Consider the following 25282-nt stretch of genomic DNA (forward strand, 5'->3'; position numbering starts at 1 on the left):
AAACCCATGTTCAGATTTTTGCGTGGCGCCACACTGGCTGTGGCCCTTGCCGGCGGATTGGCCGCTGCCCCGGTCGTCGCCGATGATCGCCGGGAGCTCGCGGAGCGCATGGCCGAGCAGGTCGGTGCGGCCGGATTGGCGATGGACATGGTCGACCTGATGGTGCCGGTCATGCGGCAACAGATCCTGGCGGCCGATCCAACCCTCACCAGCGACCAGCTCGATGACCTCGTTGGCATTCTGGTTGAGGAGTTCCAGGCCAGCGAGCCCGAACTGCGCGACGGGATTATCGGTGTCTATGCGGATAGTTTCACCGAAGCGGAGCTTCGTGCCGCGGTGGAATTCTATGACACGCCACTCGGGCGCTCCCTGATGGAAAAAATGCCGGATGTGATGCAGGCGTCGGCCCGGATGGGCGAAAACTGGGGAATGGCAGTTGCACAACGTGCAATGCCGCGGGTGCAGGCCTATCTGGACTCCAGGGATTAAAAACCAGCGCACGGCAGCAGGACCAGCCTCATGACCGAGAAATACGACTACGACCTCTTCGTCATCGGAGCCGGCTCGGGCGGGGTGCGGGCGGCACGCATGGCCAAGCAGTATGGCGCCAAGCGGGTCGCGGTGGCCGAAGAGTACCGCGTCGGCGGAACCTGCGTGATCCGCGGGTGCGTGCCCAAGAAGCTGCTCGTCTATGCCTCGGAATTCCCCAAGAGCTTCAAGCTGGCGGAAAGCTATGGCTGGACGGTCGGGAACAGCGAGTTCAGCTGGTCCAAGCTGATCGCGGCCAAGGATGCCGAAATCGATCGCCTGTCGGGCATCTACCAGCGCAACATGGACAATTCCGGAGTCGACATCATCGACGACCGGGCCGTGTTCGAGGACGCGCACACGCTGCGCCTGGTCAAGGAAGACCGCACGGTGACGGCAAAGCACATCCTGGTCGCGGTCGGCGGAGCACCGTCGGTGCCGCAGGACCTCGAGGGCCATGAACTGGCCATCACCTCCAACGAGGCGTTTCACCTCGAGGAGCTGCCGGAGCACATCGTGATCGCCGGCGGCGGTTACATCGCCTGCGAGTTCGCCCAGATATTTGCCGGGCTGGGCGTCGATGTGTGCCTGGTCTATCGCGGCAATACCGTGCTCAACGGCTTTGACGACGATGTGCGGGCCCATGTCCACGAGGAGATGGTGCGGGCCGGCGTCAGGGTCATCACCCACGCCGTATTCGAGAAGATCGAGGAAACCGACGGACGCAAGTGTGTACACCTGTCCAATGGCAACAAGGTGGAGACCGATGCGGTGATGTTCGCCATCGGCCGCAAGCCGCACACGGCGGAGCTGGGGCTGGAAACGGCCGGCGTGGAAATCGACGAGCAGGGCGCCATACGCGTCGATGAATTTTCGCAGACCAGTGTCGACCACATCTATGCCGTCGGTGACGTCACCAACCGGGTCAATCTGACGCCGGTGGCGATCCGCGAGGGGGCTGCCGTGGCGCGCACCCTGTATGGCGGCGAGAAGACGAGCTATGATCACGACAATATCGCCTCGGCGGTGTTTACCCAGCCTCCGGTCGGGACGGTCGGGCTGAGCGAGCAGGAAGCGCGCAAGCGGTTCGACAAGGTCGACATCTACAAGACCGATTTCCGGCCGATGAAGCTGTCGTTGTCCGGCGAGGCCAGCCGCATGCTGATGAAGCTGGTGGTCGATGGCGAGACAGAGCGCGTCATTGGCGTGCATATTGTCGGCCCCGACGCGCCGGAGATGATCCAGCTGGCCGGGATTGCCGTGAAGGCAGGCCTGACCAAGGCGCAATACGATGCCGCCTGTGCGGTCCATCCCACCAGTGCGGAAGAACTGGTGACGATGAAGGAAAAATGGATTCCGCCCGAACTGAGAGATGCCGAGTAAATGAGCTGGTCCCCGAATTCCTGGCGTTCAAAGCCGGTCGAGCAGATGCCCACCTACAAGGACGAGGCGGCGCTCGAGCGGGCGCTGGCCGAGCTGGCCAACCGGCCGGCCCTGGTGTTCGCCGGCGAGGCGCGCAAGCTGCGGCGCCAGCTGGCCGAGGTGTCAGAGGGGCGTGCCTTCCTACTGCAGGGCGGTGACTGCGCCGAGAGCTTCAAGGAATTCTCCACCGAAGGCGTGCGCGATACTTTCCGCGTGCTGTTGCAGATGGCCGTGGTGCTGACCTTTGCCGCCACCAAACCGGTGGTGAAGGTGGGGCGCATTGCCGGCCAGTTCGCCAAGCCACGCTCCTCCAATATCGAGACCATCGACGGGGTCAGCCTTCCGAGCTATCGCGGCGACAGCGTCAACGGGCCGGAATTCACCGCCGAGGCGCGCGAGCCGGACCCGCAGCGCCTGTTGCGCGCCTATGACCAGTCGGCCTCGACCCTCAACCTGCTGCGTGCATTCGCCTCGGGGGGATATGCCGACCTGCAGAACGTCCACCAGTGGACCCAGGATTTTGTCGCCGACAGCCCGGCCGGCGAGCGCTATGCGGAGACCGCGACGCGGATTTCCGAAGCGCTGGATTTCATGAAGGCGTGCGGCATCGGCCGCGACAATGCCCCGTCGCTTGAGGCGGTCGATTTCTTCACCAGCCACGAAGCCTTGCACCTGCCGTTCGAGGAGGCGCTGACGCGGCGCGATCCGAATACCGGGCAGTGGTACGCCACCTCGGCCCACATGATCTGGACCGGCGAGCGGACACGCCAGCTGAGCGGCGCCCATGTCGAGTATGCGCGCGGGATCTCAAATCCGGTCGGGGTCAAGTGCGGACCGACCATCGAGGCCGACGAGCTGCTCTCCCTGATCGACGCGCTCAATCCGGACAACGAGGCCGGGCGCCTGGTGCTGATCGTGCGCATGGGGGCCGACACGGTGCGCGAGCGCCTGCCGGCGCTGGCGCGCGCGGTGACGTCGGCCGGGCGCAAGGTGGTGTGGTCGTCCGACCCGATGCACGGCAATACGATGAAGACGGGCTCGGGCTACAAGACGCGCGATTTTGACCGCATCCTGACCGAGCTGGAAGGCTTCATGGACGTGCTCTATTCCGAGGGTGCCTATCCTGGCGGGGTGCATTTCGAGATGACCGGCCGTGATGTCACCGAATGCGTCGGCGGCGCCAAGACGGTGACCGAGGCCGATCTGGCATCGCGCTACCACACGCATTGCGACCCGCGCCTCAATGCCGACCAGGCTCTCGACATGGCCTTCCGCATCGCGGAATCGCTGAAGCGGGTGCGGGCCAACAATTCGGCCGCCGACGCGGCGGAGTAGCGCTTCTTCGCGTTTCATCAGGCCCGCCAACAGAAAACGCCGCCCGGATTTCTCCGGGCGGCGTTCTCGTTTCAGAACCTGAAGGTCTGATTAGATGTCTTTCAGGGCCGCGGCCGGGCGGAAAGCCGCCTGGGTCTTGGCTTTGGACATCATCTTTTCGCCAGTGCGCGGATTGCGGACTTCGCGAGCTTCGCGGTGCTTGGCGTAGAAGGTGCCGAAACCGGCCAGCTGCACGCTGTCATTCTCTTTGACCGAAGAAATGATGGCTTCGATCGCCGAGTCGACGGCTTCGCCCGCTTGGGTGCGGGACAGGCCGGTCTTATCGCTGACGGCTTTGGCAAGATCAGACTTGTTCATAGGGTTCCCCCCAGTTGTCGTGGTCCGGCAGGCACGGTCATCGCGCCCGGCCGGCTGCCACGTGTTCGTTGACGCACCATCAAGGCCGACAACGCTCCCTCATTGCAAGACACAACAGGTGAATCGGCGCCGATTTACTGCATTTTCTGCCGGAAATCGGGGAAAACTGGGCTTCGGCCCCTGAATTGCGTACCCTGCAAGGCATGTATCAGGGTGAACCGCCTCCTAACGCCACCACGCGCAATCTACCGATTCGCATGCTGCCCTTCGCACTTGCGGCGGCGCTGGCGGCCTACGGGCTGGCCTACACGGTCGGTGCCGGCGAGATGATGTCGCCCCTGTTCGCGGCGATTGTCGGCGGCTGGACGCTGGGTCGGTTGAGCCGGCGCGACTAGGCTCGGGTCAGGCCGGCTTCGGCCACAGCACCATTTGCGTGCAGCGAAACAGGGCGATCGTCTGGCCATCGCTCTCGCGCCAGGCCCGGGCATCCCAGACCTGGGTCGAGCGGCCGCGGTGAACCGGGGTGGATCGTCCGAGCACCACACCCTCGCGAGCCGTTCCGAGAAAGTTTGACTTCAGTTCGATGGTGGTGAAGCCGCTGGCCCCCTCCGGCAGATTGGCCATCGTGCCGTAGCCGCACAGCGTATCGAGCAGGCCGACCACGCTGGCGGCATGGAGAAACCCATTCGGGGCCATCACCTGTTCGGTGACCGGGAGCCGGGCCTCGATAGCCTCGTTCGAGGCGGCGGTCAGCTCGAGGCCGAGAAGACCGGGGAGATGGTCGCGTCCCCGCTCCTGCAGGCGGGTCACCAGCTCGGTCATCACACGGTCACGTCAGCCAGAGTGAAAATGGCGATCGTGACTGACACCATGCCGACCACGGCACCGGCCAGCAAGACCAGGGCCAGCGTCACGCTGCTGTGCACCAGACCTCGCACCGCCGCACCGGTCCGGGTGCTCGCGAGCAAACCCTGGCCGCCCCGATAGAAGGTTATGAAATAGGCGAGGCCGATCAGGGGGAGTGCGAATGCGGCGGCACCGGGATTGAGCACGGCGACAGGCGCTAAGAAGAGCCCGACGACCGACCCGCCCGACAGGATGGCAAAAGCGATATTGAAGCGTGCGGTCCGGGTCAGCTCCCGGTTCCAGACCCCGAGCAGGAAAATGGTCAGGGCGGTGAACAGGCCGACTACCGGGGCCTGCAGAAAGCTCATGATCTCGCCCATCCGGTCGGCAAAGGCGGCAGCATCGACACCGACCTCGGCCAGCAGGCCGGCCATTGCCTGTTCGGGCTCCTGCTCGATCTCGCGGGTCATCAAGCCGCCATAGCCGCCGCTGAACACGGCGAAGAAGAATTGCAGACCCAACAGACCGAGCCAGATGCGCAGGGCCGGGGTGTAGGTCTCCCGGTCCCCCGCCGCATAGGCGTGCATCACGGCCGCTGGCCGGATGACGAGATCGCGCAGGGTACGCAGGCTGCGCAGGTTGAAACCCAGCGCGTCCTCGCTGATCGCTTCGAGGTCCGACTTGCCGTCGCCGCCCATGGTCAGATCTTCACCAGCATCTTGCCGGTGTTCTCACCGGAGAACAGGCCGGCGAAGGCGCCGGTGGCATTCTCTATGCCGTCCTTGACGGTCTCGGCCGGCTGGATCTTGCCGGCCTGCATCCAGGCTCCCAGATCGCTGATGAAATCGCCGAGAATGTCCATGTGGTCGGTGACGATGAAACCCTGGATCTTGAGCGACTTGCCGACGATGAAGGTCAGGTTGTCGGTGATCTGGGCCGGTTCCGCATCATTGTAGCGCTGGATCATGCCGCAGCAGGCAATCCGGCCATACTGTTTCAGATTGGCCAGGGCGGCGGTGAAATGGTCGCCACCGACATTCTCGAAATAGGCGTGGATACCCTTCGGGGCGGCCTTCTGGATGGCGGCGGTGAGGTCGTCCTCGGCCTTGTAGTCGACCGCTTCGTCGGCGCCGATCGACTTGACGAAGTCGCACTTTTCCCGGCCGCCGGCGGTGGCGATGACATTCGCTCCCATGGCCTTGGCGAACTGGATGCCGGCCGAGCCGACGGCGCCGGCGCCAGCGGACATCCACAGGGTCTCGCCCTCCTTGAGATCGATCATGCGCTTGAGGCCGACATAGGCGGTCATGCCGGTCAGACCGGCGATGCCGAGATAGGCCTGCGGCGGCAGCAGGCTGGTATCTATCTTCTGCACCAGCTTGCCGGGCGCCGTGTAGGCCTCGCGCCAGCCGAACATGGAATTGACGTGGTCGCCCGGCTTGAGACCATCGAATTTGCTTTCGATGACCTCGCCGACGGCGCCGCCTTCCATCGGGGCGTCCAGACGGAAGGGGTCGACATAGGTCTTGATGCCGCTCATGCGGCCACGCATGTACGGGTCAACGGAAATGTAGAGGTTCTTGACCAGGACCTCGCCGTCGCCGGGGGAGCCGATCTCGGCCTCGAGAAGCTCGAAATTTTCCGGCTTGGGCTCGCCCTTCAGGTAGGATTTCAGGTGGACTTCACGCGATTTCATCGGAGTCTCCTAGGTTGGCCTCGATCAGGCCGATCATCGACAGGCCGTACTGGTTTTCGAGGATGAGGTGGGTGGTGATGAACTGGCCCGCGGTGCTGATGGCCAGCGTGACCGGAAGCAGGAGGATCAGCCCGAGCAGGCGCAGCGTCGCGCCGAGCCGGGTGCGACTGTAGAATCGCCCGATCAGCCGGCCCAGGACGACAAGGTAGAGCAACAGCGACAAGGCCAGACCGAGCGCCAGGAAGCCCAAATCGAGCAGGGCCAGCGGCATCAGCGCGATGAGCAGGACATAGCTGGCATTGCTCGGCACCAGGTACATCTGGACGTGGGCCCAGAAGGGCAGGGAGGGCTTGTACAGCTTCAACAGGAGCAGGAAGGGCAGGGAGGCCAGCACGGTGAGCGGCCAGATCAGGATCGAGTTCCAGTTCTCCAGTGTCGTGTTGACCGCGTCCGCGTCCGGAATGTTCCCATCGGCGTCCAGGCCGCCGGCCAGCCAGGCCGCGGTCTCGTCGCTTGCCACGTCGTTGGTGAGGTGTTCGAGCCCCATGGTCAGAGGCATGCCGAACAGGGCGGCAATCAGGAACTGGAAGCTGAACAGGGCGACAAAGACGCGCACCGGCGACAGATAGGTCGTGAAATCGCCCTGGATGGCCGCCAGGGCCACGCGCGGGGTGTGGACGAGGGAATGCCACATGGTGCGGAAAATGCGCATGTCGACATCGAAGGCGGCCAGGGTTACGCCGTCGAGCGCGTCCCGTCGGGCGACACTGCCACCCGCCTCATGTCCCGAGTCTGTCTGTGTGGTCATTCTGGCCCCTTGTCCCTGATCGGGCATGGTAAAGCGGGTTGGCATGGGATCAAGCGAATTGGCAGTTCACGCGGGGAAGTCACCAAATCGCCATGCTATGGTTCGATGAATCGGTACGGCGTCGAGCCGCCATGCCGCGCGCGTTTGAAACAAGAGGTGATGCAAGCTGAGCTTGATCGCTTCGCCCGGACCGCTATTGACCCCGCGACCAAGACAGAGAGCCGATGATCATGAGTGACAGGATTTTGCGGGCCGGCGTGGTGGGTGCAGGCGTTTTCGGCGGCTTCCACGCGGCCAAGTATGCGGCCAATCCCCGCACCGAGCTGGTCGGCGTCTATGAGCCGACCGGTGACCGGGCAAGAAATCTCGCCGCCAAGCATGATGCAGCCGCCTATGACAATCTGGCCAAGCTGATCAGCGAGGTCGACGTGGTCACAGTGGCGAGCCCCGCGGTACACCATTTCGAGGCGGCCGCCACGGCGCTGGCCAATGGCAAGCATGTTCTGGTGGAAAAGCCGATTGCCTCGACGGTCGAGGAAGCGCGCGAGCTGATCGCGCTGGCCTCCTCGAAGGGCTGCATCCTCCAGGTCGGTCATCAGGAGCGTTTCGTGTTCAACGCCATGGGCCTGTTCCGCGTGCCCGCCAAACCCAGGCGGATCGAAGCGCGTCGCATGGGGCCGGCCTCGGACCGCAATCTCGATGTCTCCGTGACGCTCGACCTGATGGTGCATGATCTTGACCTGGCCATCGCCCTGGCCGGCGCGGCGGTCAAGGATGTCAAAGGCCGCACGGAGGCGGGCCGCAGTGGCGAGCCGGACGTGGCCCACGCCACGCTGACCTTCGACAATGGCTGTGTCGCCGAGCTGGTGTCGAGCCGTGTGCACCATGAGCGCGATCGCAAGATGCGGATCGAATACGAGGAAGGCGTGCTGGACATCGACTTCATCGCCAAGACGTTTGAAAACACCACGCCGTTCGATCTCAATCCCGATTTCGCCGAGGATCCGAGCGCCAAGGATTCCCTGGGCGCCAATGTCGAGGCCTTTATCGCCTCGGTCCTGGACGGGGCGCCGGTGGCGGTCCCGGGGATCGCCGGACTGCGGGCGCTGGACGCCGCGCGGGCCATCGACGGGGCGCGCGTGTACGGGAGCTGAGCCTCTTGCCGTGCCGGGCGGGCCGGTCTAAGCCGCTGTCATGACCAGCCGTATCTCCATTCTGACCGCCCAGCTCAACCCCGTCGTCGGGGATATCGCCGGCAATCTAGCCAAGGTGCGCGCAGCGCACAGCGAGGGCCGGGCGCGCTGTGCCGACCTCGTCGTGTTTCCGGAGATGTTTCTGCTCGGCTACCCGCCCGAAGACCTTGTGCTCAAGCCGTCGGCGGTCGAGGCTTGCCGCAAGGCGCTTGAGAGCCTGATCCCGGAAACCAAGGACGCGCCGGCCATCCTGGTCGGCCTGCCCTGGCGCCAGGGGACCCGGCTGCACAATGCGGTGGCGCTGATCGATGACGGCCACCTCGTGGCGCTCCGGTTCAAGCACGACCTGCCGAATTACGCGGTGTTCGACGAGAAGCGGGTGTTCGAGCCCGGACCGCTGCCGGAAATCGTCAAATGGCGGGGCATCAGGCTGGGTCTGCCGATCTGCGAGGATCTGTGGACCGAAGCCGTGCCCAAGGCGCTGATCGATCAGGGTGCCGAAATGATGATCTCGCTCAATGGTTCGCCCTGGCGGCGCACCATAGAGCGCGAGCGCCAGGGCGCTTTCCGGCCCTGGTTCGATGCCTGGAAATCGCCGCGCGCCCTGATCTTCGTCAACCAGGTCGGCGGCCAGGACGAATTGGTGTTCGACGGGGCGAGCTTCTCGCTCGACAGTGACGGCAAGGAGGCTCAGCGCCTGCCGGCCTTCGAGGAGGCCCTGGATTGCGCTGAATGGGTGCGTACGACGCAGGGCTGGCGCTCCGGAGGCGGGGCCAAGCGCGGCGTCGTGTCGGGACTGGAGGCCGATTGGCGGGCCATGGTGCTGGCGCTGCGCGATTACGTCGACAAGGCCGGGTTCCCGGGCGTCGTGCTGGGCATGTCCGGCGGGATCGACAGCGCCATCAGCGCGGCCATCGCCACCGATGCTCTCGGGGCGGAGCGGGTATGGGCGGTGATGATGCCGTCGCGCTATACCAGCCAGGAGAGCCTGGAGGACGCCAAGGCCTGTGCCGAGGCGCTCGGGATCCGCTATGACATCATCGATGTCGAGCCGGCGATCGGGGCCTTCAGTGACATTCTGTCCCCGACGTTTCGCGGCACCGAGCCGGACACGACAGAAGAGAACCTGCAGTCGCGTTCGCGCGGTGTGGTGTTGATGGCGCTGTCCAACAAGTTCGGCCCGATGGTGCTGTCGACTGGCAACAAGTCGGAGATGGCGGTGGGTTACGCCACGCTCTACGGCGACATGAATGGCGGCTATAACGCCCTCAAGGACATCTACAAGACCGAGGTGTTCGAACTGGCCTGGTGGCGCAATGGCCTCAATTCACCGCCTGGCCTCGGACCGGCCGGCAATGTCATCCCCGAGCGCATCATCACCAAGCCGCCGTCTGCTGAACTGCGCGAGGACCAGACCGACCAGGACAGCCTGCCGCCCTATGACGTGCTCGACACCATCCTCTACGCCCTGGTGGAAGAGGAAAAGTCGGTGCGGGAACTGGTCGCGGAAGGCTATGACCGCGAGACGGTGCTGCGGATCGAGGGCCTGCTCAACCGGGCCGAGTACAAGCGCCGCCAGGCCCCGCCCGGGGTCAAGATCGGACCGAAGAATTTCGGCCGCGACCGGCGCTACCCGATCACCAACCGGTTCCGGTCGGGCGAGTAGGCCGGCGCGGCCGCTCAGGCGGGTCGTTGCGGTGACCTAGTCGATCTTCTCGTCGGCGCCCTGGACGCGCGTGGCACCAGCCGGGCGTTCTATGGCGCGCTTCTTCTCGTCGCGCGTGCCGATGTCGCGGGCCAGATCGCCACCCGAGCTGGACGGTGTGCCGGTGCGGCCCTTCTCGCCGAGTGTCGACGGCGTTTCCAGCTGTTCCTGGCGGGTATGACCGGGCTGGCCCGTGTCGGGCTCGGCTTCGGCGCCGACATCCTCGGGCACCGTCTTGAGCTTTTCCTTGTCGTCGGTGAGCTTCTTTTCCTTGGCGGGATTGCCCATGGGGTGGCTCCTCTTTTTGCTGCGTCCTCTTTGCAACGCGAAGGGGCGGGCGGTGTTCCGCGCCGGTCACTGCTTGCCCCCTTGCCAGCCCCCCGATTCCCGCCTATAGCCGCGCCGCAAGCAGCGATGAGGAGTCTCCCATGGAGATTCGCGAAGGTCTCACCTTCGATGACGTGCTCTTGCAACCGGGCCCGTCTGAAGTTTTACCCGCCGACGCCAATGTCTCGACCCGCATAGCGCCGGGTGTCGAGCTGAAGATTCCGATGCTGGCCGCGGCCATGGACACGGTGTCTGAAGCCGGCATGGCGATCGCCATGGCCCAGGCCGGCGGGCTTGCGGTCATTCACAGAAACCTGACGATCGCCGAGCAGGCCGAGGAAGTGCGTCGCGTGAAGCGCTTCGAGAGCGGCATGGTGGTCAATCCCGTGACCATCTCGCCGGACGCGACGCTGGCCGACCTGCGGGCGCTGATCCAGCAGCACCGGATTTCCGGCATCCCGGTCGTCGAGGGCGCCACCAATGCCCGCCCGGGCAAGCTGGTCGGCATCATCACCAATCGCGATGTGCGCTTCGCCGACGATCCCAATGAGAAGATCGGCAACCTGATGACCCGCGACGTGGTCACGGTGCGCGAAGGGGCGTCCCAGGAAGAGGCCCGGGCCAAGCTGCACAAGCACCGCATCGAGCGGGTGCTGGTGGTCGACGACCAGGAGCGCTGCATCGGCCTGATCACGGTCAAGGACATGGAGAAGGCCCAGGCCCATCCGATGGCCGCCAAGGACAGCGAAGGGCGGCTGCGCTGTGCCGCCGCGACGACCGTTGGCGACAGTGGTTTCGAGCGCGCCGAGGCGCTCATCGATGCCGGTGTCGACATTGTCGTCATCGATACCGCGCACGGCCAGAGCCAATCGGTGCTCGACCAGGTGCGCCGGGTCAAGCAGGCCTCCGGCACGGCCCGCATCATTGCCGGCAATGTGGCCACCTATGAGGGCGCCAAGGCGCTCATCGATGCCGGCGCCGATTCGATCAAGGTCGGTATCGGGCCGGGCTCGATCTGCACCACGCGCATCGTCGCCGGGGTCGGTGTGCCGCAGCTGACCGCGATCATGGATGCGCGCCGCGCCGCCGGCGACAGCGATGTCACCATCATCGCCGATGGCGGCATCAAGTTCTCCGGCGACATGGCCAAGGCGATCGCCGCCGGGGCCGACGCGGTGATGGTCGGGTCCCTGCTGGCGGGTACCGAGGAAGCACCCGGCGAGGTCTTCCTGTACCAGGGCCGGTCCTACAAATCCTATCGCGGCATGGGCTCGCTGGGCGCCATGGCGGCCGGTTCGGCCGACCGCTATTTCCAGAAGGATACCGAGCGCATGAAGCTGGTTCCGGAAGGCATTGAGGGGCAGGTCCCGTACAAGGGCGCGGTCGGGCCGATCCTGCACCAGATGGTCGGCGGCCTGCGCGCCGCCATGGGCTATACCGGGTCGCGCACCATTGCCGACCTGCATGAGCGGGCGCAATTTGTGCGCATCACCAATGCCGGCCTGCGCGAGAGCCACGTCCACGACGTCAAGATCACGCGCGAAGCGCCCAACTACCCGACCACGAGCTGATGCAGGTCCAGCCCCCCATCGACACCGGCAAGGACATCCTCTTCCTGCTCACCGGCATCTGGGACGATGCCGATGGCGGCCCCTGGCTGTGCGCCGATTGCTGCACCATGGAAGGCGCGCTCCGGCTCAATCCGCACTGGGGCGATGCCATCACGGTGGTGCGTGTCGAGGCGGCGCGGCCGCGGCCGGAAATCGTCGCCCTGCTGGACGAGGATAACCAGAACGCGCCGACGCTGATCCTCGCCGACGACAGCGAGGCGCATGTCGAGACCGAAATGGTGAGCGGCCGACGCATCCTGACCGACCCCAAGGCGATCTGTCGCCAGCTGGCCGCCAGCCATGGCGGCGCGCGGCCGAAGTAAAGCCGCCGCCACGGGCGGAGCGAAAGGACAATGACATGAGAGACGGGGCCCGGATCGCGGCGGCGATCGAGATTCTTGACACCCTGCAACGCCAGCACCAGCCGGTGAAGGACGCCGTGCGCGACTGGGGCAAGGCGCACCGCTTTGCCGGGTCGGGTGATCGCGCCTGGATCGGCGGACTGGTGCTCGATGCGTTGCGCCACCAGGCCTCGGTCGGTCATGCCATGCAGGATGACAGCGCGCGGGCGCTGGCGCTCGGAACGGTCGGGCGCAAGTGGGGCCTGTCGGCGGACGAGATCGACGCCCTGTTCGAGGGCGATGACCACGCCCCGGAAAAGCTCAGCGAAGCCGAGCGGGCCGGGCTGACCCGCGACATTAGCGACGCGCCCCTGCACGTCCAGGCGGACATTCCCGAATGGCTCGAGCCGAGCTTCACGCGGGCTTTCGGCGAGGCCGCGGCGGCAGAGGGGCAGGCCCTGTCCTCGCGCGCGCCGGTGGATCTGCGGGTGAATGAGGCCAAGGTCGAATTTGCCAGGGCTTTCAAAGAGGTATCGTCGAAACTGAAGAGCGCGGTCGAATCGCCTTTCACGACATTCGGTCTTCGCATCCCGCAGCGCGATCCGCGCGGCAAGTCGGCTTCGGCGGAAAGCATTCCGGCCTATGGCAAGGGCTGGGTCGAAGTGCAGGACATCGGTTCGCAGATCGCGGCGCTCGCTTCGGATGCACGTCCGGGCTTGCAGGTGCTGGATTATTGCGCCGGCGCCGGGGGCAAGACGCTGGCCCTGTCGGCGTTGATGGACAATGCCGGCCAGGTGCATGCCTGGGATCTCGACTGGCGCCGCCTGCGCGCCATCTGGCCGCGCCTGAAACGCGCCGACGTGCGCAATGTTCAGGTCCATGACGGCAAGGAAGACAATGCATTAGGCGACTTTCTTGGCAAAATGGATGTGGTGTTTCTCGACGCGCCATGCACCGGAACCGGGACCTGGCGGCGGCGGCCAGACGCCAAATGGCGCCTGCGGGAGACGGCGCTGGAAGTGCGCCAGCGCGAGCAGGACACGGTGCTGGAGCGCGGCCAGAGATATGTGAAGCCGGGCGGTCGGCTGGTCTATGTGACCTGCTCGGTGCTGCCGGAGGAGAACACCGACCGGGTCAGCGCCTTTCTCGAAGCGCATCCCGAGTACAAGCCGGTGCCGGTGCTCGACGTGCTGGCCAATACCGGCAAGCTGGCGGCCGGTGCCGCCGAGGCGCTGGCGCCGTGTGTCGAGGCGCATGGGGCCATCCAGCTGACGCCGCACCGCACGGATACGGACGGGTTCTATGTCTGCGTGATGGAGCGGGCCAAGGGCTGATCGCCGACGGGCTTCCAGCGACGGTTTGCGAAAACGGGGATATCTTTTGCGATATCCCCGTTTCTTTTTGCACGTTCTGTAACGAAATCAGATGCTTGTAATTTTTATCGCGAGCAAAATCCGCCGGGGTCTGTCCGGGGATATGATTGGGCATGCTTGGGAATTGTGGGGCGGCGGAACGATAACCACGGTGGGGTGGCGGCCCCCTGTTTTCCCCGCCTTTGCGGCAGGGCCTCGGATCATTTGCGTGTGAGGGGCGGCTGGCATTGGGGGTGAGGTGAGGATTGAAGGCCCCGCCATGAAGGCGGGGGAAACGGATAGAGGCGGGGACTGGTCTGTCGGTTTTGCTGGGGGGCTGGTGGGATCAAGGCGCCCGTGCGCGGAAAGAACCATTGATCTCTTGTCGGCCAGCGGGCCTCAGGGGGCGCGCGTGCGTCCGCTCTTCTTGTGTGGGATCAAACCTTCGCGGGTGACTTTGCTCGATTGGCATAACCCAGTTCGGCGAGGAGGCGGGCGGTGTCAGGCGGTGGGGGCAACACGCTGCCACGGCCGATGCGTTTGGCGGTGAGGGGACGGTCGAGCCAGGGCTGGCTGTCGGGCTCGAGGCCGGCGAGGTGGATCGGGCGACGGGCGAAGTGCAGCTGGGCCGGTTCGTAACGCAGGCCGAGGAAGCGGGTGATCTCGGTCAGGCTGGCCTTGGGGCGGCGGACCAGGTCCTCGAAGCGGACGCGCAGCACCCGGTCGGGGCCGATGGCCTGTTCCGCACGCAGGCCGATCGCGGTCAAGTCGGACCAGTACTTGAAGGCTGCGTCGGGACGGCAGACATGCGCAAAGGCACGGCCCTGGGCGTCGCGCCAGTCGCGCTCCAGCAGGGAATGGGCGACATCGCGGCCATCGCGCACGACGTGGAGGAAGCGCGCCTCGGGCAGGAGGCGGGCGAGGGCTTCGAAGGCGGTAATGTTGAGGCTGGTCTTCTCGACCAGGCGGTGGTCGGGCCGGGTCTGCAGCGGGGCAGCGATCAGATCCGTCATCAGGCGGGCCATGGTGTCGCGCACCGCCTCGGCTTGGAGACCGAAATCACGGGCGTGCAGATCGCCGAGGCCGCGGGCGAAATGCTGCCATTGCAGGGCGATGGCCGGCGGCAGTCCGGTATCGGGGCCGCAATGTATGCGGCTGTGGGCGTCGAGCAGACGGCGCAGTAATGTCAGGCCCGAGCGCGGGCAGCCGCCGGCGAAGACGAGATTGCGGCCGCGCGCCGGGCCGGTCTCGTCCGGGCCGGTGGCATCGGGGGCGGTGTCCTCGGGGGTGGCGGCCTCAGACATAGCCGAGGGCAGCCAGTTGCGGTCCGGCGATGCGTTCGACGACAGCGATCTGCTGGGCGCTGAGATCGCGTTGCCAGCGGCCCAGGGCGCGGGCGTCGAGGGGTTGGGCGACGCGGGCGGCACTGCTCTCTGACTGGCCGGCCTCGGGACGGAAATGGCGCCAGTGCTCGAGGGCCGCTGCGACGCTGTCGGCGGGTTCGCCCAGGGCATCGAACAGGCGGGTTATGGTGTCGCGTGGCCGGTTGACCAGAGCTTCGTAGCGCACCTCCAGGAAGGCCGGGTCGTGTTGCAGGGCGGCGCCGGCCTCGACGCTCGCGACCCACAGCCGGGCCGCGGCGGCCGGGTCGGTGCAGATGTCCATGCGGCGGCCGGTGGCGGCGTCGGTCCAGTCCATCGACAAGAGCGAGGCGACGACGTCGCGCCCGTCGCGCACCATGGCGATCAGCGGGCTGCCGGGGAAGAGCGCGCGCAGCTGGCGGAAGTGGAGGATGTTGGCCGGCGTCTTCTCGGCGACCCGTGCGCCGGGGCGGCGCAGCGGCGCCAGGAAGGCATCGACCGAGCGGGCGAAGCTGGCGTGCAGGGCGTCGCGGTCGAGGCCGTAGCTGTGCTCCAGGACCGGCAGGTGGCGGGCTTCGATCTGTTCGGCGAGCTGGCACAGGGCCGGTACGACGCGCAGTTCCGGGCCGCAGGTAATGGTGCGGCTGGCATTGATGATGGCACGCAGCAGCGTGGTGCCGGAGCGCGGTGCGCCGCCGATGAAGATGGGTGGTTGTGTGGCCAGCTGCAGCATCCGGATCCCCTCGCATGTCCCGCTTGGGTTCTACGCTTCGGGGAGAGGGGGTGCATGGCGGGAATGTTAAACAACTTCAATAGATTACCGGGTGGTAATATGTGGCGGAAATGGGGCGGGGTGTGGCGTATCGGGTTTGCGGGGAGGTGAGCGCCCGTAATCGTGCCCCGATGATGTGTCATCCCGGATGGATGCCCCGCGCATGCGGGGCGCAAGTCCGGGACCCATCAACCCGGTGTCTGATGGCGGCGCGAGCTGGATAGAGACCGAGCGTATAGGTCCCGGCCCTCCGGCCCGCCTGCGCGGGCCATGCGGCCGGGATGACAACTGGTAGTAGGAAACGCGCGCTGAGGCGCGGGGAGGGCCATTGATCTCTTGTCGGCCAGCGGGCCTCAGGGGGCTTTCCAAGTCAAGGGCGGCGCAGCCGCCGCTAAGCGGTTTCACCCTTGAGTTGGAAAGCCCCCTGAGGCGATATCTCGGCAAGAGATGAATGGGCAGGTGCGGGCGCGGTGGGCCCGTTTTTTGTATCGGTGGTGAGAGAAGTGGCTGGCGTGGTGGAGTTGGTCATTCGATCTTGGTCCAGCGGAGCAGATGGCGAGGGTGTGACTGCCGAGCCGGAGATCGAGCGGCGAGGGAGCCCACCCGCCCGGCAAACGCCCTAGCCTTGACGCGCATTCCGCGCTATCCGGCCCCATGCTGAAACGAATCTCGGCCCCTTCCCCTGTCCAGACCCACGGGACGCCTGCGGTGGCAGGCGATTTTGCGCATGACTGACGATATCGTCCTCGACAACCACGAACGCCTGCTGATCATCGATTTCGGCAGCCAGGTGACGCAGCTGATTGCGCGCCGGGTGCGCGAGAGCGGGGTGTATTGCGAGGTGCATCCGTACAACCGCGCCGACGCCGCCTTCATCGACGAGTACGATCCCAAGGCGATCATCCTGTCCGGTTCGCCGCATTCCACGCACTGGGACAATTCCCCGCGCGCCGACGCTTCGGTGTTCGAGCGCGGTCTGCCGGTGCTGGGCATCTGCTATGGCGAGCAGACCATGTGCGCGCAGCTGGGCGGGCGCGTCGAGAGCTCGGACGAGCGCGAGTTCGGCCGTGCCGACATCTCGATCACAAAGGACAGTCCGCTGTTTGAAGGCTTCGGGCCGGTCGGCACGGTCGAGCGGGTGTGGATGAGCCATGGCGACCGGGTCGCGGCGCTGCCGGAGGGCTTCGAGGTGATCGCCAAGTCGGGCAATGCGCCCTATGCGGCGATTGCCGACGAGAGCCGCCGTTTCTACGGCGTGCAGTTCCACCCGGAGGTCGTGCACACGCCGCGCGGGGCGGCGCTGCTGAAGAATTTCACCCACACCATTGCCGGCTTCAAGGGCGACTGGTCGATGGCCTCGTTCAAGGACGAGGCGATCGCTAAGGTGCGCGCCCAGGTCGGCGACAAGAAGGTGATCTGCGGCCTGTCCGGCGGCGTCGACAGCTCGGTCGTCGCGGTGCTGTTGCACGAGGCCATCGGCGACCAGCTGACCTGCGTCTTCGTCGATACCGGGCTGATGCGGCTGGGCGAGGCGGACGAGGTGGTGACCCTGTTCAAGGAGCACTACAACATCCCGCTGGTGCACGCCGAGGCCGGTGACCTCTTCCTCGATGCCCTCGAGGGGGTCGAGGACCCGGAGGTCAAGCGCAAGACCATCGGCAGGCTGTTCATCGACGTGTTCGACGAGAAGGCGAAGGAGGCCGGCGGTGCCGACTTCCTGGCCCAGGGCACGCTGTATCCGGACGTCATCGAAAGCGTGAGCTTCGATGGCGGACCGTCGGTGACGATCAAGTCGCACCACAATGTCGGCGGCCTGCCGGAGCGCATGAATATGGGCCTGGTCGAGCCGCTGCGCGAGCTGTTCAAGGACGAGGTGCGGGCGCTCGGCCGCGAGCTCGGCCTGCCGGAAGCCTTTGTCGGTCGCCATCCCTTCCCGGGACCGGGCCTGGCCATCCGCATCCCCGGCGCGGTGACGCGCGAGAAGGCGGACATCCTGCGCAAGGCGGATAGTCTCTACATCGAGGAGATCCGCAAGGCCGGCCTGTATGACGAGATCTGGCAGGCCTTCTCGGTGCTGCTGCCGGTGCGCACGGTCGGGGTGATGGGCGATGAGCGGACCTATGACCACGTTCTGGCGCTGAGGGCGGTGACCTCGGTCGACGGCATGACGGCGGATTACTATCCCTTCGACCACGATTTCCTCGGCCGCGTGGCGACGCGCATCATCAATGAATGCCGCGGCGTCAACCGGGTGGTCTATGACGTGACGTCGAAGCCGCCGGGAACGATCGAGTGGGAATAGGGCGATGATCGACGAACAGCGCGCGCGCATCGACGCGCTCGAGGAACACCTGGCGCACCAGGACCTGCTGTTGAGCGAACTCAATGACGTGGTGACGCGTCAGCAGGGTGAGATCGAGGCGCTGACGGCGCGGCTGCGGCGCTTCCTCGACCGGGTGGAAAGCCTGGAATCGCAGGCTCCGGCACCACACAACGCGCCACCGCCGCATTATTGACCCCGGTCAGGTCTCGGCGAGCGCGTTGCGCACGCGGGGCAGGATGCGGCGGCTGACCGGGCAGGTCGTGCCGTTGGTCAGGCGCAGGCGACCACCACCGCCGGGATCGCGCTCCAGCGCTTTCACGAAAGCCGTATTGACGATGTGCGAGCGGTGCACGCGCAGGAAGGTGGCCGGGAGTTCACTCTCGAGACCGCCAAGCGAGGCCGTGTAGAGGCGCGGCTCACCGGAAACGCCGTGCAGCTCGACATAATCGCCGGCGGCCTTGAGCTGGACGATGGCGTCAGTGGCGACATAGTCGACGCGGCCGGCGCTGATCAGCTGCAGGCGGGCCGGGGCCTCGGCCTGACGGGCCCGGGCCAGCGCCGCCTCGAGACGGTCGGCGCGCCGGGTTGCCAGCGCCCGCTGGCGGCGCTCGGCGACCAGGCTGCGGGCCTGGCCCTGGAACAGGACCAGGAGCAGGGCTGCGGCGGCGTAGTAGAAATGCCGGTCGATGAACAGGTTCGGGAAAATCGTTGCCACGGCGAGGACGCCGGCGAGGGCGATCACCGACAGGCGGGCGCCGGGCTTGCGCTGCCACGCCCAGACCAGGCTCCAGGCCAGTGCCGCACCCAGCCAGGTGAGCAGGACATAGCCGGTCTTGCCGTCAAAGCCTGGGGTCAGGATGGCGGCGCTGACGGCGAGCGTGGCGATGGCGGCCAGGCGCAGGGCGATGGGGCGCGGAGCAAGGCCGGCGGAGCGGACCAGGAGATAGCCGAGCAGGCTGAGCCCGAAGCCAAAGGCGAAGATGAGGATCAGGCCGAGGCGGACTTCGTGCATCGGATAGGGATAGGCCCACAGGCCGCGCACGACTTCGGCCGAGAGCTGGAGCGCGGCACAGCCGCTGGCGAGGGCCAGCCAGGCCGAGGCGGCACGCTCCTCGCGGCGCCACGCCGTGACGCCGAAGAACACCACGCCGATGACGAACACGCCGAAGGTAACCAGGCTGGGCCAGTAGACGCGCATTAGCTGGGTCGTCGGGCTGTCATAGGGCCCCAGGAAGACCCTGTGCAGAGGCGAGGCGAGGTCGAACCAGCCGTGGTGGGCGGACAGGCGCAGGACGATCTCGTTGTCGCCGGCGCGCAGGAGGTCGCGCGGCACATGAAAGACGCTGTCCATGCGGCCGGGAATCTCGCTGGTACGGCTGGGGCCAGGCTCGCCATTGTTCCCGAGCCGTTCGCCATTGAACCAGACTTCGGAGGACGCCTTGGCCGTGATGTGCAGGCCATGCGGTCCGGGTTGGGCGAGGACGGCCTCGTCGAGAGTGAGATTGGCGCGCAGCCAGAGGTGCCGCCCCTGGGGGTCGATGTCCCAGAAGCGCTGCTCTTCGCAGGTGTCCGCGTTGAAGTCCTGGCCTTCGATGCCCGGGGCGACCGGGCATACGAGGACGGCGCGGGTGTCGATAGAGCGCGGTGACTGGGCGCGGGCCGGGGCGACCAGGAGGCAGGTGCCGATCGCGGCGAGCAGCAGGCAGAAGAACAGGCGTGTCATTGGTCCAGCATAGCCGGCCGTTCGCCGATCGCCCCTGCCATTCGCAGATCAGTCAGCGCCACTGGTCGATTGGCGCAGGCGCCGCGCCTGCCGGGCGACGACACTGGCGGTGCGCCGGGGGCGTGACACGAACAGGAAAGGAATTCTCATGGGACAGACCGCAAAATGGCGGAGACGGATCGCTGGCAGTGCCGCGGGGATCATGCTCGGACTTGGCGCGAGCGCCGGCATGGCGGATCCGTTGCCCGGCGAACAGGCCTTCCTCTTCGAGGCGTCGAGCGGGGAGACGGTCGAGGCCTGGCGGGGTGTGCTGAGCGTGCCGGAGAACCGGGCAGATCCGGCCAGCCGCGAGATCGAGCTGGCCTATGTGCGCTTTGTGGCCACGGACGAGGCGCCTGTCGGGGCGCAGCCGATCGTCTACCTAGCCGGCGGGCCGGGTGGTTCGGGCAGCGGCACGGCGCGCGGGCCGCGCTTCCCCCTGTTCATGGCCATGCGCCAGCACGGCGACGTGATTGCCTTTGACCAGCGCGGCACGGGAGAGAGTACGGCGCTGCCGCGCTGCGTGTCGCAGACCTACATACCGGAAGACCAGGTCGTGAGCTATGCGCGCACTGTCGAGGCGCATCGGGACGCGGCCCGCTTCTGCCGGGCCTTCTGGGAAGCGCAGGGCATCGACCTGGCCGGGTACACCACGGCGCAGAGCGTGGCGGACCTGTCCGACCTGCGCCAGCATCTGGGCGCGGATCGGCTGAACCTGTGGGGCATTTCCTATGGCAGTCATCTCGGCCTGGCGGCGATTGATGCCATGCCGGAGGAGATCGGCCGGGTGATCCTGGCGTCGGTGGAGGGCCTGGACCAGACGGTCAAGCTGCCGAGCGGCACGGTGGGCTATTTCGAACGCCTGCAGGCGGCGATCAATTCGCAGCCGGCGGCGCGGGCGGCTTACCCGGATGTTCTGGGCCTGATGCGGCGGGTGCAGGACCTGCTGGAGGCCGAGCCGATGGTGCTGGAGGTGGCGCAGGCGGATGGCACGGTGCGGCCCTTCCTGTTGCAGAAGCATCATGTGCAGCAGATGACCGGCGCTCTGATCGCCGATCCGCAACGGGCCGGGCTGTTGCTGGCGCTTTATGCCAGCCTGGATGCCGGCGATCCGTCACTGAGCCTCGCCATGCTGCAGCGCTTCGTGCGCCTGGGCGAGCCAATCAGCATGAGCACCATGCCGACCGCGATGGATGTGGCGTCGGGGATCAGTCCGGCCCGGCTGGCCCGGTTCGAGGCGCAGCTCGCCGACAGTCCGGTCGGCCCCTATCTCAACTTCCCGATGCCGCAGCTCGCCGGGCTGTGGCCCGACATGGACCTGGGGGATGACTTCCGGGCCGGGCCCCACGGCGACGTTCCGGTGCTGGTGCTGACCGGCACGCTGGACGGCCGGACCTATCCGGAAAGCCAGATGGAGGCCGTGGCGGGCTTGTCGGATGTCACGGCGGTGACGGTGCGCCATGCCGGGCACAACCTGTTCATGACCTCGCCGCAGGTGGCCGAGGCGATGCACCGCTTCATGCGCGGGGAGGATGTCGGGTCGCTCGAAATCGAGGTCGAGCTGCCGGACCTGAGGGCGATGCCGTTCTGATGGGGCCGTCGGGCCCTGCGGGCTGGTCTCCCGGTCAGTCGCGCAGGGCCCGGATGGCGGCGAGCACGGTGTCGATCTCGGCCGGGGTGTTGCGGATCGAGGGGGCGAGCACGACGCGAGGTCGGCGCGAGGCGGAGACCAGCGCCATGATGTTTTCCTCGCGCAGGCGGCCAACCACATTGGCCGGTGAGAAGGCGTTGATGTCGAAGGCGACGATGCCTGACCCGCGCTCCGCTTCGAGCGGTGACCAGAGGCGCGTGTGCTCCATCGCCTGCAGGCCGTCCTTGAGCTGGGCGGCGAGGGCGAGCGTGCGCTCGGCGATGAGGTCCGGGCCGCGCTCGGCGTGCAGGGCAAAGGCTGCAGGCAGGGCCCAGACGTGTTCGAAGGCGGTAGTGCCACCGGGGGTGAGGCGGGCCGCCGTGACAGGACCGCTCGGAGCCTGCCCGGCACGCCAGGCATTGCGCATCGCCGGATCAAGATCGCTGGGGAAGGGCGGGCGCAGGCGCTCGAAGGTGCGACCGGCGATGAAACCGGTACCGCGCGGACCAAACAGCCAGCGGTCGCAGGCGGCGAAGACATAGTCGCAGCCAAGCGCCTCGAAGCTCGTACCGATCACACCCAGGCCGTGCGTGGCGTCGAGGCATACGAGGATACGCTCCCGGTCGTCCCGTTGGGCGTTGAGCTCGGCGATGGCGTCGCTGATGGCGCGCACCGGCAGGCGCAGGCCGGTGTCGGGATGGACCCAGCCGAGGGCGAGGACGCGGGTGCGGGGGGTAACTGCGGACACCAGTCGGCTCACCAGGAGCGGATCGGGCAGCTCGCTCGGGTCGTCGGGCAGATCCACGGCTTGCAGGCTGGCCCCGGTCCGGGTGGCGGCAAGGCGGGCTGCTTCGTGGATGACGAAGTCCTCGCGGTTGGTGGTCAGGATCTCGTCGCCGGCAACCAGCGGCAGGCTGTCGAACAGGAGGCCGGCGGCGAATGTGGCGCTGCCGGTGAGGGTGACGGCGTCGGCGGACAGGCCGAGATATCTGGCCACGGCGCTTCGGGCTGCCTGGTCGAGGCGGTCGCGTTCCGTGGCGAGGTAGGCGGTCGGACGGCTGTCGAGGGCGTCGCGGTGGCCGGCAATGGCTTCGGCGACCGGGCGCGGGTGGGCGGTGACGGCCGATGTGCCCAGGTCGATGAGGCCGGGTTCAATCGAAAACAGGCGGCGGACATCATCCCATTCATCACCGCCGCTCAGGCCATCAAGGGCTTCGACGGCCGATTCGGTCTGTGGTGGTTCGGAGGAAGGCTCGGCGGGCGACGGAGAGCGTGTTTCCTGTGGTTCCTTGCAGGCGGCGAGTGCGCCAAGCGTGGCCAGACCGCTGACGGTCAGGAAGTCTCGTCTGTCCAGGGGCATATCAACATCCTCCCAAGCCGGTGCTGTTCCAGTAACGACTGGCTTCTGGCAGGGTTCCCCCCGGGCAGTGGGCGACCGTTTTGTCGGGCGCTGAACTTTTTTTGCGGGGGCTGCATCCACAGACCGGGTCGGTGGCGACCTATTCACGAACGGCGCACGGGGTGCCGAAACGGGAAGGACTGATCATGGCCGAGATTTTCGAGAGTTACTGGTGGCTGCTGTTTCCGCTGGGCTTCTTCATTGCCGGGGGCTGGAACAGCTTCATGCGCTACAAGCGGACCCAGGCGAAGATCGAGCTGCTCAAGTCCTACGCCGCCTCTGGCAAGGAGCCGCCGGCCGAGCTGGTTGCCGCGCTCGACAAGGACGAGGACAGCGACTGGGACAGCGGGAGTGATGAGGAATCCGGCAAGTCCGGGGGTGGCAATGCCTTCCTGGTCATCCTGTTTGCCGGTCTGGCCGGCGTGTTCGCCTATTCCGGCTATACCGGCCTGATCGCCGATGTCGGCGAGGAGTTCTACTTTATCGCCCTCATTCTCGGTGTGCTGTCGCTCGCCTTCCTCGCGTCCAGCCTGTTCAAGCGCGGCTAGGGGAGGATGCGGGGGGACGCCTCGGACGCCGCCCTGGTGGCGGCGGCCCGGGCCGGGTCGGATGCGGCCTTCGGACAGATCGTGGACCGCTACCAGAAACCGGTCCGCGCGTTTGTCTGGCGGCTGTGCGGCGACCCGGCCGATGCCGACGACATTGCCCAGGACGTGTTCCTGGCCGCGTGGACCCGGCTGCGCGGGCTGAAGGAGGCGGACCGGTTGAAGGCCTGGCTGTTTTCCATTGCCTGGCGCAAGGCCAAGGGAGCGGCCCGCAGCCGGGTGCGGGCGCGCCAGCGGGAGACCAGCTGGCAGGTCGAGCGACCGGACCGGGCAGATCGCGCCGACGAGGTGCAGCTGGCCATGCAGCAGGCCCTGGCCCAGCTGCCGGCCGCCCAGCGCGCCGCCGTCGCCCTGTGCCTGGGCAATGGCTGGTCGCATGCCGACGCGGCGGAGATTTTGAACCTGCCGCTGGGCACGGTAAAATCGCATGTGACCCGGGGGCGGGCCCGCCTGGTCGAGATCTTGGGAGATGACAATGACGCAGCCTGATTCACTGGCCGCCCTGAGTGTCGACTATCCCGTGCCGGACCGTGATCGCGTGTTCAGCGGACGGGTGATGGCGCTCATCGCCCGGCGCCGCTTCCTGCTGGAGACGGGCCGGGCGCTTGGCGGCGGTGTTCTGGCCCTCCTGGCGCTGATGCTGTCGGCTCCCGCCCTGCAGGCCCTGGCCGCCAGCCTGGCCCCGGCCCTGGTGGAAAGCGTGCTGCTGCCGGCGCTGGTGGTGGGGTCGGTCCTGTTCCTGCACGCCGTCTGGCAGCGGCCGGGCCGCATCCTGGCTCTGTTGCCGGCGGGGATCCGGATTCCCTGACGCTTGACCTTCCTCGCCCGGTGAATCGTCTATAGTCGGGGCGAGAAGACCCTGGGGGAGGGGATGTCATGGCCTGGCTGATTGCCGGACTGGTCTTGTTTCTGGGGCCGCACCTGGTGCGGGTCATACCGGGCGTGCGACCTGCCCTGCTGGACCGCCTCGGTCCGGGGCCGTATCGCGGCCTGTACTCGCTGGTCACCCTGGCGGGTTTTGCCCTCATCGTGTTCGGCATGATCCAGGCTCATCCGGGTCCGGTGATCTGGTCCCCCCCGGTTTGGACCCGGCATGTCGCCTTCCTGCTGGTGCCGCTGGGGCTGATCCTGCTGGTCTCCGCCTATGCGCCGGGGCACATCCGCCACACCGTGCGCCATCCGATGCTGGCCGGGGTCATCCTGTGGTCCGGGGCGCATTTGCTGGCCAATGGCGAGCTGCACGCCATGGTGCTGTTCGGGTCCTTCTTCGTGTGGTCGCTGGTGACCTTCATTTCGGCCTGGATGCGCGAGACGCCGCCGCCGGTGATCAAGGGCTGGGGCGGTGACCTGACCGCCATCATCCTGGGCGTGCTGGCCGCCCTGATCCTTATGAATGTGCACATGTACCTGTTCGGTGTCGCGATTATCGGCTGATCGCCTGCATCCAAATCCAGGATGGGGTGCATCAAGGGGTCAGACGTGCCTGAGCACGTGGTCGATGAAGAACAAAGGACAACGTCATGCCAACTTCCGTGATGCTCGTATCGCTGGCGCCCTTCCTGATGGTCGTGGCCATCGTCTGGATCGCCGTATTCAACGCTGCCAAGACGCGCCAGAAGACGCTGGGCGTGGTCGAGGAGGCGATCCGCAGTGGCCAACCGCTGACCCCGGAAACGGTCCGGGCGCTGGGCATGCCGCGCAAGGACAGCCGCGGCGACCTCAAGGCCGGCGCCATCCTGATCGCCGTTGCCGTGGCCTTCATCTGTCTCGGCTTCGCCATTTCCGCCGTCGAAGGCGATCCGGAGCCGCTCTACATCATGCCGGCCGTGGCCGCTTTCCCGGGCTTTATCGGCCTGGTCCTGGTGGCCTTCGGGCTGACGGGGAAAAAAGACAAGGACGCGGTCTGAGAA

27 protein-coding genes are annotated in these 25282 nt (G+C 66.6%); 17 read left to right on the top strand and 10 right to left on the bottom strand.

Annotated features, from left to right (window positions below; translation table 11 throughout):
* Nucleotides 1–6 precede the first annotated feature (6 nt).
* Genes ACXYMR_RS06950 through ACXYMR_RS06960 form a run of 3 tightly spaced genes read left to right on the top strand, consistent with a single transcriptional unit; the run spans nt 7 to nt 3285 of the window.
* On the top strand, nt 7–489 hold the full coding sequence (locus tag ACXYMR_RS06950; protein ID WP_458942062.1) for a DUF2059 domain-containing protein: 483 nt from the start codon (nt 7–9) through the stop codon (nt 487–489).
* A gap of 30 nt (nt 490–519) precedes the next feature.
* Nucleotides 520–1911 carry a glutathione-disulfide reductase gene (gor, locus tag ACXYMR_RS06955; protein ID WP_458942064.1) on the top strand — a complete coding sequence of 464 codons (1392 nt, stop codon included), beginning with the start codon at nt 520–522 and terminating at the stop codon, nt 1909–1911.
* Entirely contained in the window at nt 1912–3285 is a 1374-nt protein-coding gene (locus ACXYMR_RS06960; protein WP_458942066.1) for a class II 3-deoxy-7-phosphoheptulonate synthase, read from the top strand.
* A 90-nt stretch (nt 3286–3375) separates the two neighbouring features.
* Here the strand turns inward: ACXYMR_RS06960 and ACXYMR_RS06965 are convergent, their stop codons facing one another.
* Nucleotides 3376–3642 (bottom strand): HU family DNA-binding protein, encoded by a 267-nt coding sequence (locus tag ACXYMR_RS06965; protein ID WP_458942068.1) that lies wholly within the window; start codon nt 3640–3642, stop codon nt 3376–3378.
* Between the two features lie 185 nt (nt 3643–3827).
* On the opposite strand from ACXYMR_RS06965, the gene ACXYMR_RS06970 reads away from it, so the two are divergent.
* Nucleotides 3828–4037: a hypothetical protein gene (locus ACXYMR_RS06970; protein ID WP_458942070.1), complete on the top strand. Its 210-nt coding sequence runs from the start codon at nt 3828–3830 to the stop codon at nt 4035–4037.
* 7 nt (nt 4038–4044) lie between these two features.
* Here the strand turns inward: ACXYMR_RS06970 and ACXYMR_RS06975 are convergent, their stop codons facing one another.
* From ACXYMR_RS06975 to ACXYMR_RS06990, 4 genes are read right to left on the bottom strand one after another with little or no spacing between them, the layout of a single operon-like run.
* Entirely contained in the window at nt 4045–4464 is a 420-nt protein-coding gene (locus tag ACXYMR_RS06975; protein ID WP_458942072.1) for a PaaI family thioesterase, read from the bottom strand.
* Nucleotides 4464–5186 carry a DUF3667 domain-containing protein gene (locus ACXYMR_RS06980; RefSeq protein WP_458942073.1) on the bottom strand — a complete coding sequence of 241 codons (723 nt, stop codon included), beginning with the start codon at nt 5184–5186 and terminating at the stop codon, nt 4464–4466. Before ACXYMR_RS06980 ends, ACXYMR_RS06975 begins: the two co-directional genes overlap by 1 nt.
* Nucleotides 5187–5188: 2 nt before the next feature.
* A complete protein-coding gene (locus ACXYMR_RS06985; RefSeq protein WP_458942075.1) occupies nt 5189–6184 on the bottom strand; it encodes an NADP-dependent oxidoreductase in 996 nt (331 codons plus the stop codon).
* Nucleotides 6171–6992, bottom strand: coding sequence for a hypothetical protein (locus ACXYMR_RS06990; protein WP_458942076.1), 822 nt, complete (start codon nt 6990–6992; stop codon nt 6171–6173). Before ACXYMR_RS06990 ends, ACXYMR_RS06985 begins: the two co-directional genes overlap by 14 nt.
* A gap of 230 nt (nt 6993–7222) precedes the next feature.
* Here ACXYMR_RS06990 and ACXYMR_RS06995 point away from each other — a divergent pair, with 230 nt between their 5' ends.
* Both ACXYMR_RS06995 and ACXYMR_RS07000 read left to right on the top strand, forming a co-directional pair.
* Nucleotides 7223–8146, top strand: coding sequence for a Gfo/Idh/MocA family protein (locus ACXYMR_RS06995; protein ID WP_458942078.1), 924 nt, complete (start codon nt 7223–7225; stop codon nt 8144–8146).
* Nucleotides 8147–8186: 40 nt separating this feature from the next.
* Nucleotides 8187–9851, top strand: coding sequence for an NAD+ synthase (locus tag ACXYMR_RS07000; RefSeq protein ID WP_458942080.1), 1665 nt, complete (start codon nt 8187–8189; stop codon nt 9849–9851).
* 36 nt (nt 9852–9887) lie between these two features.
* On the opposite strand, the gene ACXYMR_RS07005 is transcribed toward ACXYMR_RS07000, so the two are convergent.
* The gene (locus ACXYMR_RS07005; RefSeq protein WP_458942081.1) at nt 9888–10178 is read right to left on the bottom strand and encodes a hypothetical protein; all 291 of its coding nucleotides are present in this window, start codon (nt 10176–10178) and stop codon (nt 9888–9890) included.
* A 140-nt stretch (nt 10179–10318) separates the two neighbouring features.
* On the opposite strand from ACXYMR_RS07005, the gene guaB reads away from it, so the two are divergent.
* The 3 genes from guaB to ACXYMR_RS07020 are packed head-to-tail and all read left to right on the top strand — an operon-like array spanning nt 10319 to nt 13502.
* Nucleotides 10319–11788: an IMP dehydrogenase gene (gene guaB / locus ACXYMR_RS07010; RefSeq protein WP_458942083.1), complete on the top strand. Its 1470-nt coding sequence runs from the start codon at nt 10319–10321 to the stop codon at nt 11786–11788.
* The gene (locus ACXYMR_RS07015) at nt 11788–12150 is read left to right on the top strand and encodes a DUF3088 domain-containing protein (protein WP_458942085.1); all 363 of its coding nucleotides are present in this window, start codon (nt 11788–11790) and stop codon (nt 12148–12150) included. Before guaB ends, ACXYMR_RS07015 begins: the two co-directional genes overlap by 1 nt.
* Before the next feature lie 35 nt (nt 12151–12185).
* Entirely contained in the window at nt 12186–13502 is a 1317-nt protein-coding gene (locus ACXYMR_RS07020; protein ID WP_458942087.1) for an RsmB/NOP family class I SAM-dependent RNA methyltransferase, read from the top strand.
* Nucleotides 13503–13957: 455 nt separating this feature from the next.
* On the opposite strand, the gene ACXYMR_RS07025 is transcribed toward ACXYMR_RS07020, so the two are convergent.
* Both ACXYMR_RS07025 and ACXYMR_RS07030 read right to left on the bottom strand, forming a co-directional pair.
* A complete protein-coding gene (locus ACXYMR_RS07025; RefSeq protein WP_458942089.1) occupies nt 13958–14824 on the bottom strand; it encodes a sulfotransferase family protein in 867 nt (288 codons plus the stop codon).
* Nucleotides 14817–15614, bottom strand: a complete 798-nt coding sequence (locus ACXYMR_RS07030; protein WP_458942090.1) for a sulfotransferase family protein — start codon at nt 15612–15614, stop codon at nt 14817–14819. The genes ACXYMR_RS07025 and ACXYMR_RS07030 overlap by 8 nt, the downstream gene beginning before the upstream one ends.
* Nucleotides 15615–16380: 766 nt before the next feature.
* On the opposite strand from ACXYMR_RS07030, the gene guaA reads away from it, so the two are divergent.
* Nucleotides 16381–17955 carry a glutamine-hydrolyzing GMP synthase gene (gene guaA / locus ACXYMR_RS07035; protein ID WP_458942091.1) on the top strand — a complete coding sequence of 525 codons (1575 nt, stop codon included), beginning with the start codon at nt 16381–16383 and terminating at the stop codon, nt 17953–17955.
* Nucleotides 17956–17959: 4 nt separating this feature from the next.
* Entirely contained in the window at nt 17960–18169 is a 210-nt protein-coding gene (locus ACXYMR_RS07040) for a SlyX family protein (RefSeq protein WP_458942092.1), read from the top strand.
* A gap of 6 nt (nt 18170–18175) precedes the next feature.
* Here the strand turns inward: ACXYMR_RS07040 and ACXYMR_RS07045 are convergent, their stop codons facing one another.
* A complete protein-coding gene (locus tag ACXYMR_RS07045; RefSeq protein ID WP_458942094.1) occupies nt 18176–19699 on the bottom strand; it encodes a LytR/AlgR family response regulator transcription factor in 1524 nt (507 codons plus the stop codon).
* 148 nt (nt 19700–19847) lie between these two features.
* On the opposite strand from ACXYMR_RS07045, the gene ACXYMR_RS07050 reads away from it, so the two are divergent.
* Nucleotides 19848–21329, top strand: a complete 1482-nt coding sequence (locus tag ACXYMR_RS07050; protein ID WP_458942096.1) for an alpha/beta fold hydrolase — start codon at nt 19848–19850, stop codon at nt 21327–21329.
* A gap of 34 nt (nt 21330–21363) precedes the next feature.
* On the opposite strand, the gene ACXYMR_RS07055 is transcribed toward ACXYMR_RS07050, so the two are convergent.
* The gene (locus ACXYMR_RS07055; RefSeq protein WP_458942097.1) at nt 21364–22728 is read right to left on the bottom strand and encodes an aminotransferase class V-fold PLP-dependent enzyme; all 1365 of its coding nucleotides are present in this window, start codon (nt 22726–22728) and stop codon (nt 21364–21366) included.
* A 185-nt stretch (nt 22729–22913) separates the two neighbouring features.
* Here ACXYMR_RS07055 and ACXYMR_RS07060 point away from each other — a divergent pair, with 185 nt between their 5' ends.
* From ACXYMR_RS07060 to ACXYMR_RS07080, 5 genes are all read left to right on the top strand, one after another.
* Nucleotides 22914–23315: a hypothetical protein gene (locus ACXYMR_RS07060; RefSeq protein ID WP_458942098.1), complete on the top strand. Its 402-nt coding sequence runs from the start codon at nt 22914–22916 to the stop codon at nt 23313–23315.
* Between the two features lie 6 nt (nt 23316–23321).
* Nucleotides 23322–23861 carry an RNA polymerase sigma factor gene (locus ACXYMR_RS07065; protein ID WP_458942099.1) on the top strand — a complete coding sequence of 180 codons (540 nt, stop codon included), beginning with the start codon at nt 23322–23324 and terminating at the stop codon, nt 23859–23861.
* Nucleotides 23848–24180 (top strand): hypothetical protein, encoded by a 333-nt coding sequence (locus ACXYMR_RS07070; protein WP_458942100.1) that lies wholly within the window; start codon nt 23848–23850, stop codon nt 24178–24180. Before ACXYMR_RS07065 ends, ACXYMR_RS07070 begins: the two co-directional genes overlap by 14 nt.
* 68 nt (nt 24181–24248) lie before the next feature.
* Nucleotides 24249–24806, top strand: a complete 558-nt coding sequence (locus ACXYMR_RS07075) for an NnrU family protein (RefSeq protein WP_458942102.1) — start codon at nt 24249–24251, stop codon at nt 24804–24806.
* 86 nt (nt 24807–24892) lie between these two features.
* Nucleotides 24893–25279, top strand: coding sequence for a DUF6249 domain-containing protein (locus tag ACXYMR_RS07080; protein ID WP_458942103.1), 387 nt, complete (start codon nt 24893–24895; stop codon nt 25277–25279).
* The last annotated feature ends 3 nt before the right edge of the window (nt 25280–25282 follow it).

This window comes from Maricaulis sp. CAU 1757 (assembly GCF_054482675.1).

What these genes read in the sequence shown, in the direction of transcription:
- ACXYMR_RS07060 (WP_458942098.1), top strand. Translation starts at nt 22,914, where the DNA reads ATGGCCGAGATTTTCGAGAGTTACTGGTGGCTGCTGTTTCCGCTGGGC.
- ACXYMR_RS07000 (WP_458942080.1), top strand. Translation starts at nt 8,187, where the DNA reads ATGACCAGCCGTATCTCCATTCTGACCGCCCAGCTCAACCCCGTCGTC.
- ACXYMR_RS06990 (WP_458942076.1), bottom strand. Translation starts at nt 6,992, where the DNA reads ATGACCACACAGACAGACTCGGGACATGAGGCGGGTGGCAGTGTCGCC.
- ACXYMR_RS07070 (WP_458942100.1), top strand. Translation starts at nt 23,848, where the DNA reads ATGACGCAGCCTGATTCACTGGCCGCCCTGAGTGTCGACTATCCCGTG.
- ACXYMR_RS07080 (WP_458942103.1), top strand. Translation starts at nt 24,893, where the DNA reads ATGCCAACTTCCGTGATGCTCGTATCGCTGGCGCCCTTCCTGATGGTC.
- ACXYMR_RS07015 (WP_458942085.1), top strand. Translation starts at nt 11,788, where the DNA reads ATGCAGGTCCAGCCCCCCATCGACACCGGCAAGGACATCCTCTTCCTG.
- ACXYMR_RS07045 (WP_458942094.1), bottom strand. Translation starts at nt 19,699, where the DNA reads ATGACACGCCTGTTCTTCTGCCTGCTGCTCGCCGCGATCGGCACCTGC.
- ACXYMR_RS06995 (WP_458942078.1), top strand. Translation starts at nt 7,223, where the DNA reads ATGAGTGACAGGATTTTGCGGGCCGGCGTGGTGGGTGCAGGCGTTTTC.
- ACXYMR_RS07040 (WP_458942092.1), top strand. Translation starts at nt 17,960, where the DNA reads ATGATCGACGAACAGCGCGCGCGCATCGACGCGCTCGAGGAACACCTG.
- ACXYMR_RS07030 (WP_458942090.1), bottom strand. Translation starts at nt 15,614, where the DNA reads ATGCTGCAGCTGGCCACACAACCACCCATCTTCATCGGCGGCGCACCG.
- ACXYMR_RS07020 (WP_458942087.1), top strand. Translation starts at nt 12,186, where the DNA reads ATGAGAGACGGGGCCCGGATCGCGGCGGCGATCGAGATTCTTGACACC.
- ACXYMR_RS06975 (WP_458942072.1), bottom strand. Translation starts at nt 4,464, where the DNA reads ATGACCGAGCTGGTGACCCGCCTGCAGGAGCGGGGACGCGACCATCTC.
- ACXYMR_RS06950 (WP_458942062.1), top strand. Translation starts at nt 7, where the DNA reads ATGTTCAGATTTTTGCGTGGCGCCACACTGGCTGTGGCCCTTGCCGGC.
- ACXYMR_RS06965 (WP_458942068.1), bottom strand. Translation starts at nt 3,642, where the DNA reads ATGAACAAGTCTGATCTTGCCAAAGCCGTCAGCGATAAGACCGGCCTG.
- ACXYMR_RS07075 (WP_458942102.1), top strand. Translation starts at nt 24,249, where the DNA reads ATGGCCTGGCTGATTGCCGGACTGGTCTTGTTTCTGGGGCCGCACCTG.
- ACXYMR_RS07025 (WP_458942089.1), bottom strand. Translation starts at nt 14,824, where the DNA reads ATGTCTGAGGCCGCCACCCCCGAGGACACCGCCCCCGATGCCACCGGC.
- guaB (WP_458942083.1), top strand. Translation starts at nt 10,319, where the DNA reads ATGGAGATTCGCGAAGGTCTCACCTTCGATGACGTGCTCTTGCAACCG.
- guaA (WP_458942091.1), top strand. Translation starts at nt 16,381, where the DNA reads ATGACTGACGATATCGTCCTCGACAACCACGAACGCCTGCTGATCATC.
- ACXYMR_RS07005 (WP_458942081.1), bottom strand. Translation starts at nt 10,178, where the DNA reads ATGGGCAATCCCGCCAAGGAAAAGAAGCTCACCGACGACAAGGAAAAG.
- ACXYMR_RS06980 (WP_458942073.1), bottom strand. Translation starts at nt 5,186, where the DNA reads ATGGGCGGCGACGGCAAGTCGGACCTCGAAGCGATCAGCGAGGACGCG.
- gor (WP_458942064.1), top strand. Translation starts at nt 520, where the DNA reads ATGACCGAGAAATACGACTACGACCTCTTCGTCATCGGAGCCGGCTCG.
- ACXYMR_RS07065 (WP_458942099.1), top strand. Translation starts at nt 23,322, where the DNA reads ATGCGGGGGGACGCCTCGGACGCCGCCCTGGTGGCGGCGGCCCGGGCC.
- ACXYMR_RS06985 (WP_458942075.1), bottom strand. Translation starts at nt 6,184, where the DNA reads ATGAAATCGCGTGAAGTCCACCTGAAATCCTACCTGAAGGGCGAGCCC.
- ACXYMR_RS06960 (WP_458942066.1), top strand. Translation starts at nt 1,912, where the DNA reads ATGAGCTGGTCCCCGAATTCCTGGCGTTCAAAGCCGGTCGAGCAGATG.
- ACXYMR_RS07055 (WP_458942097.1), bottom strand. Translation starts at nt 22,728, where the DNA reads ATGCCCCTGGACAGACGAGACTTCCTGACCGTCAGCGGTCTGGCCACG.
- ACXYMR_RS07050 (WP_458942096.1), top strand. Translation starts at nt 19,848, where the DNA reads ATGGGACAGACCGCAAAATGGCGGAGACGGATCGCTGGCAGTGCCGCG.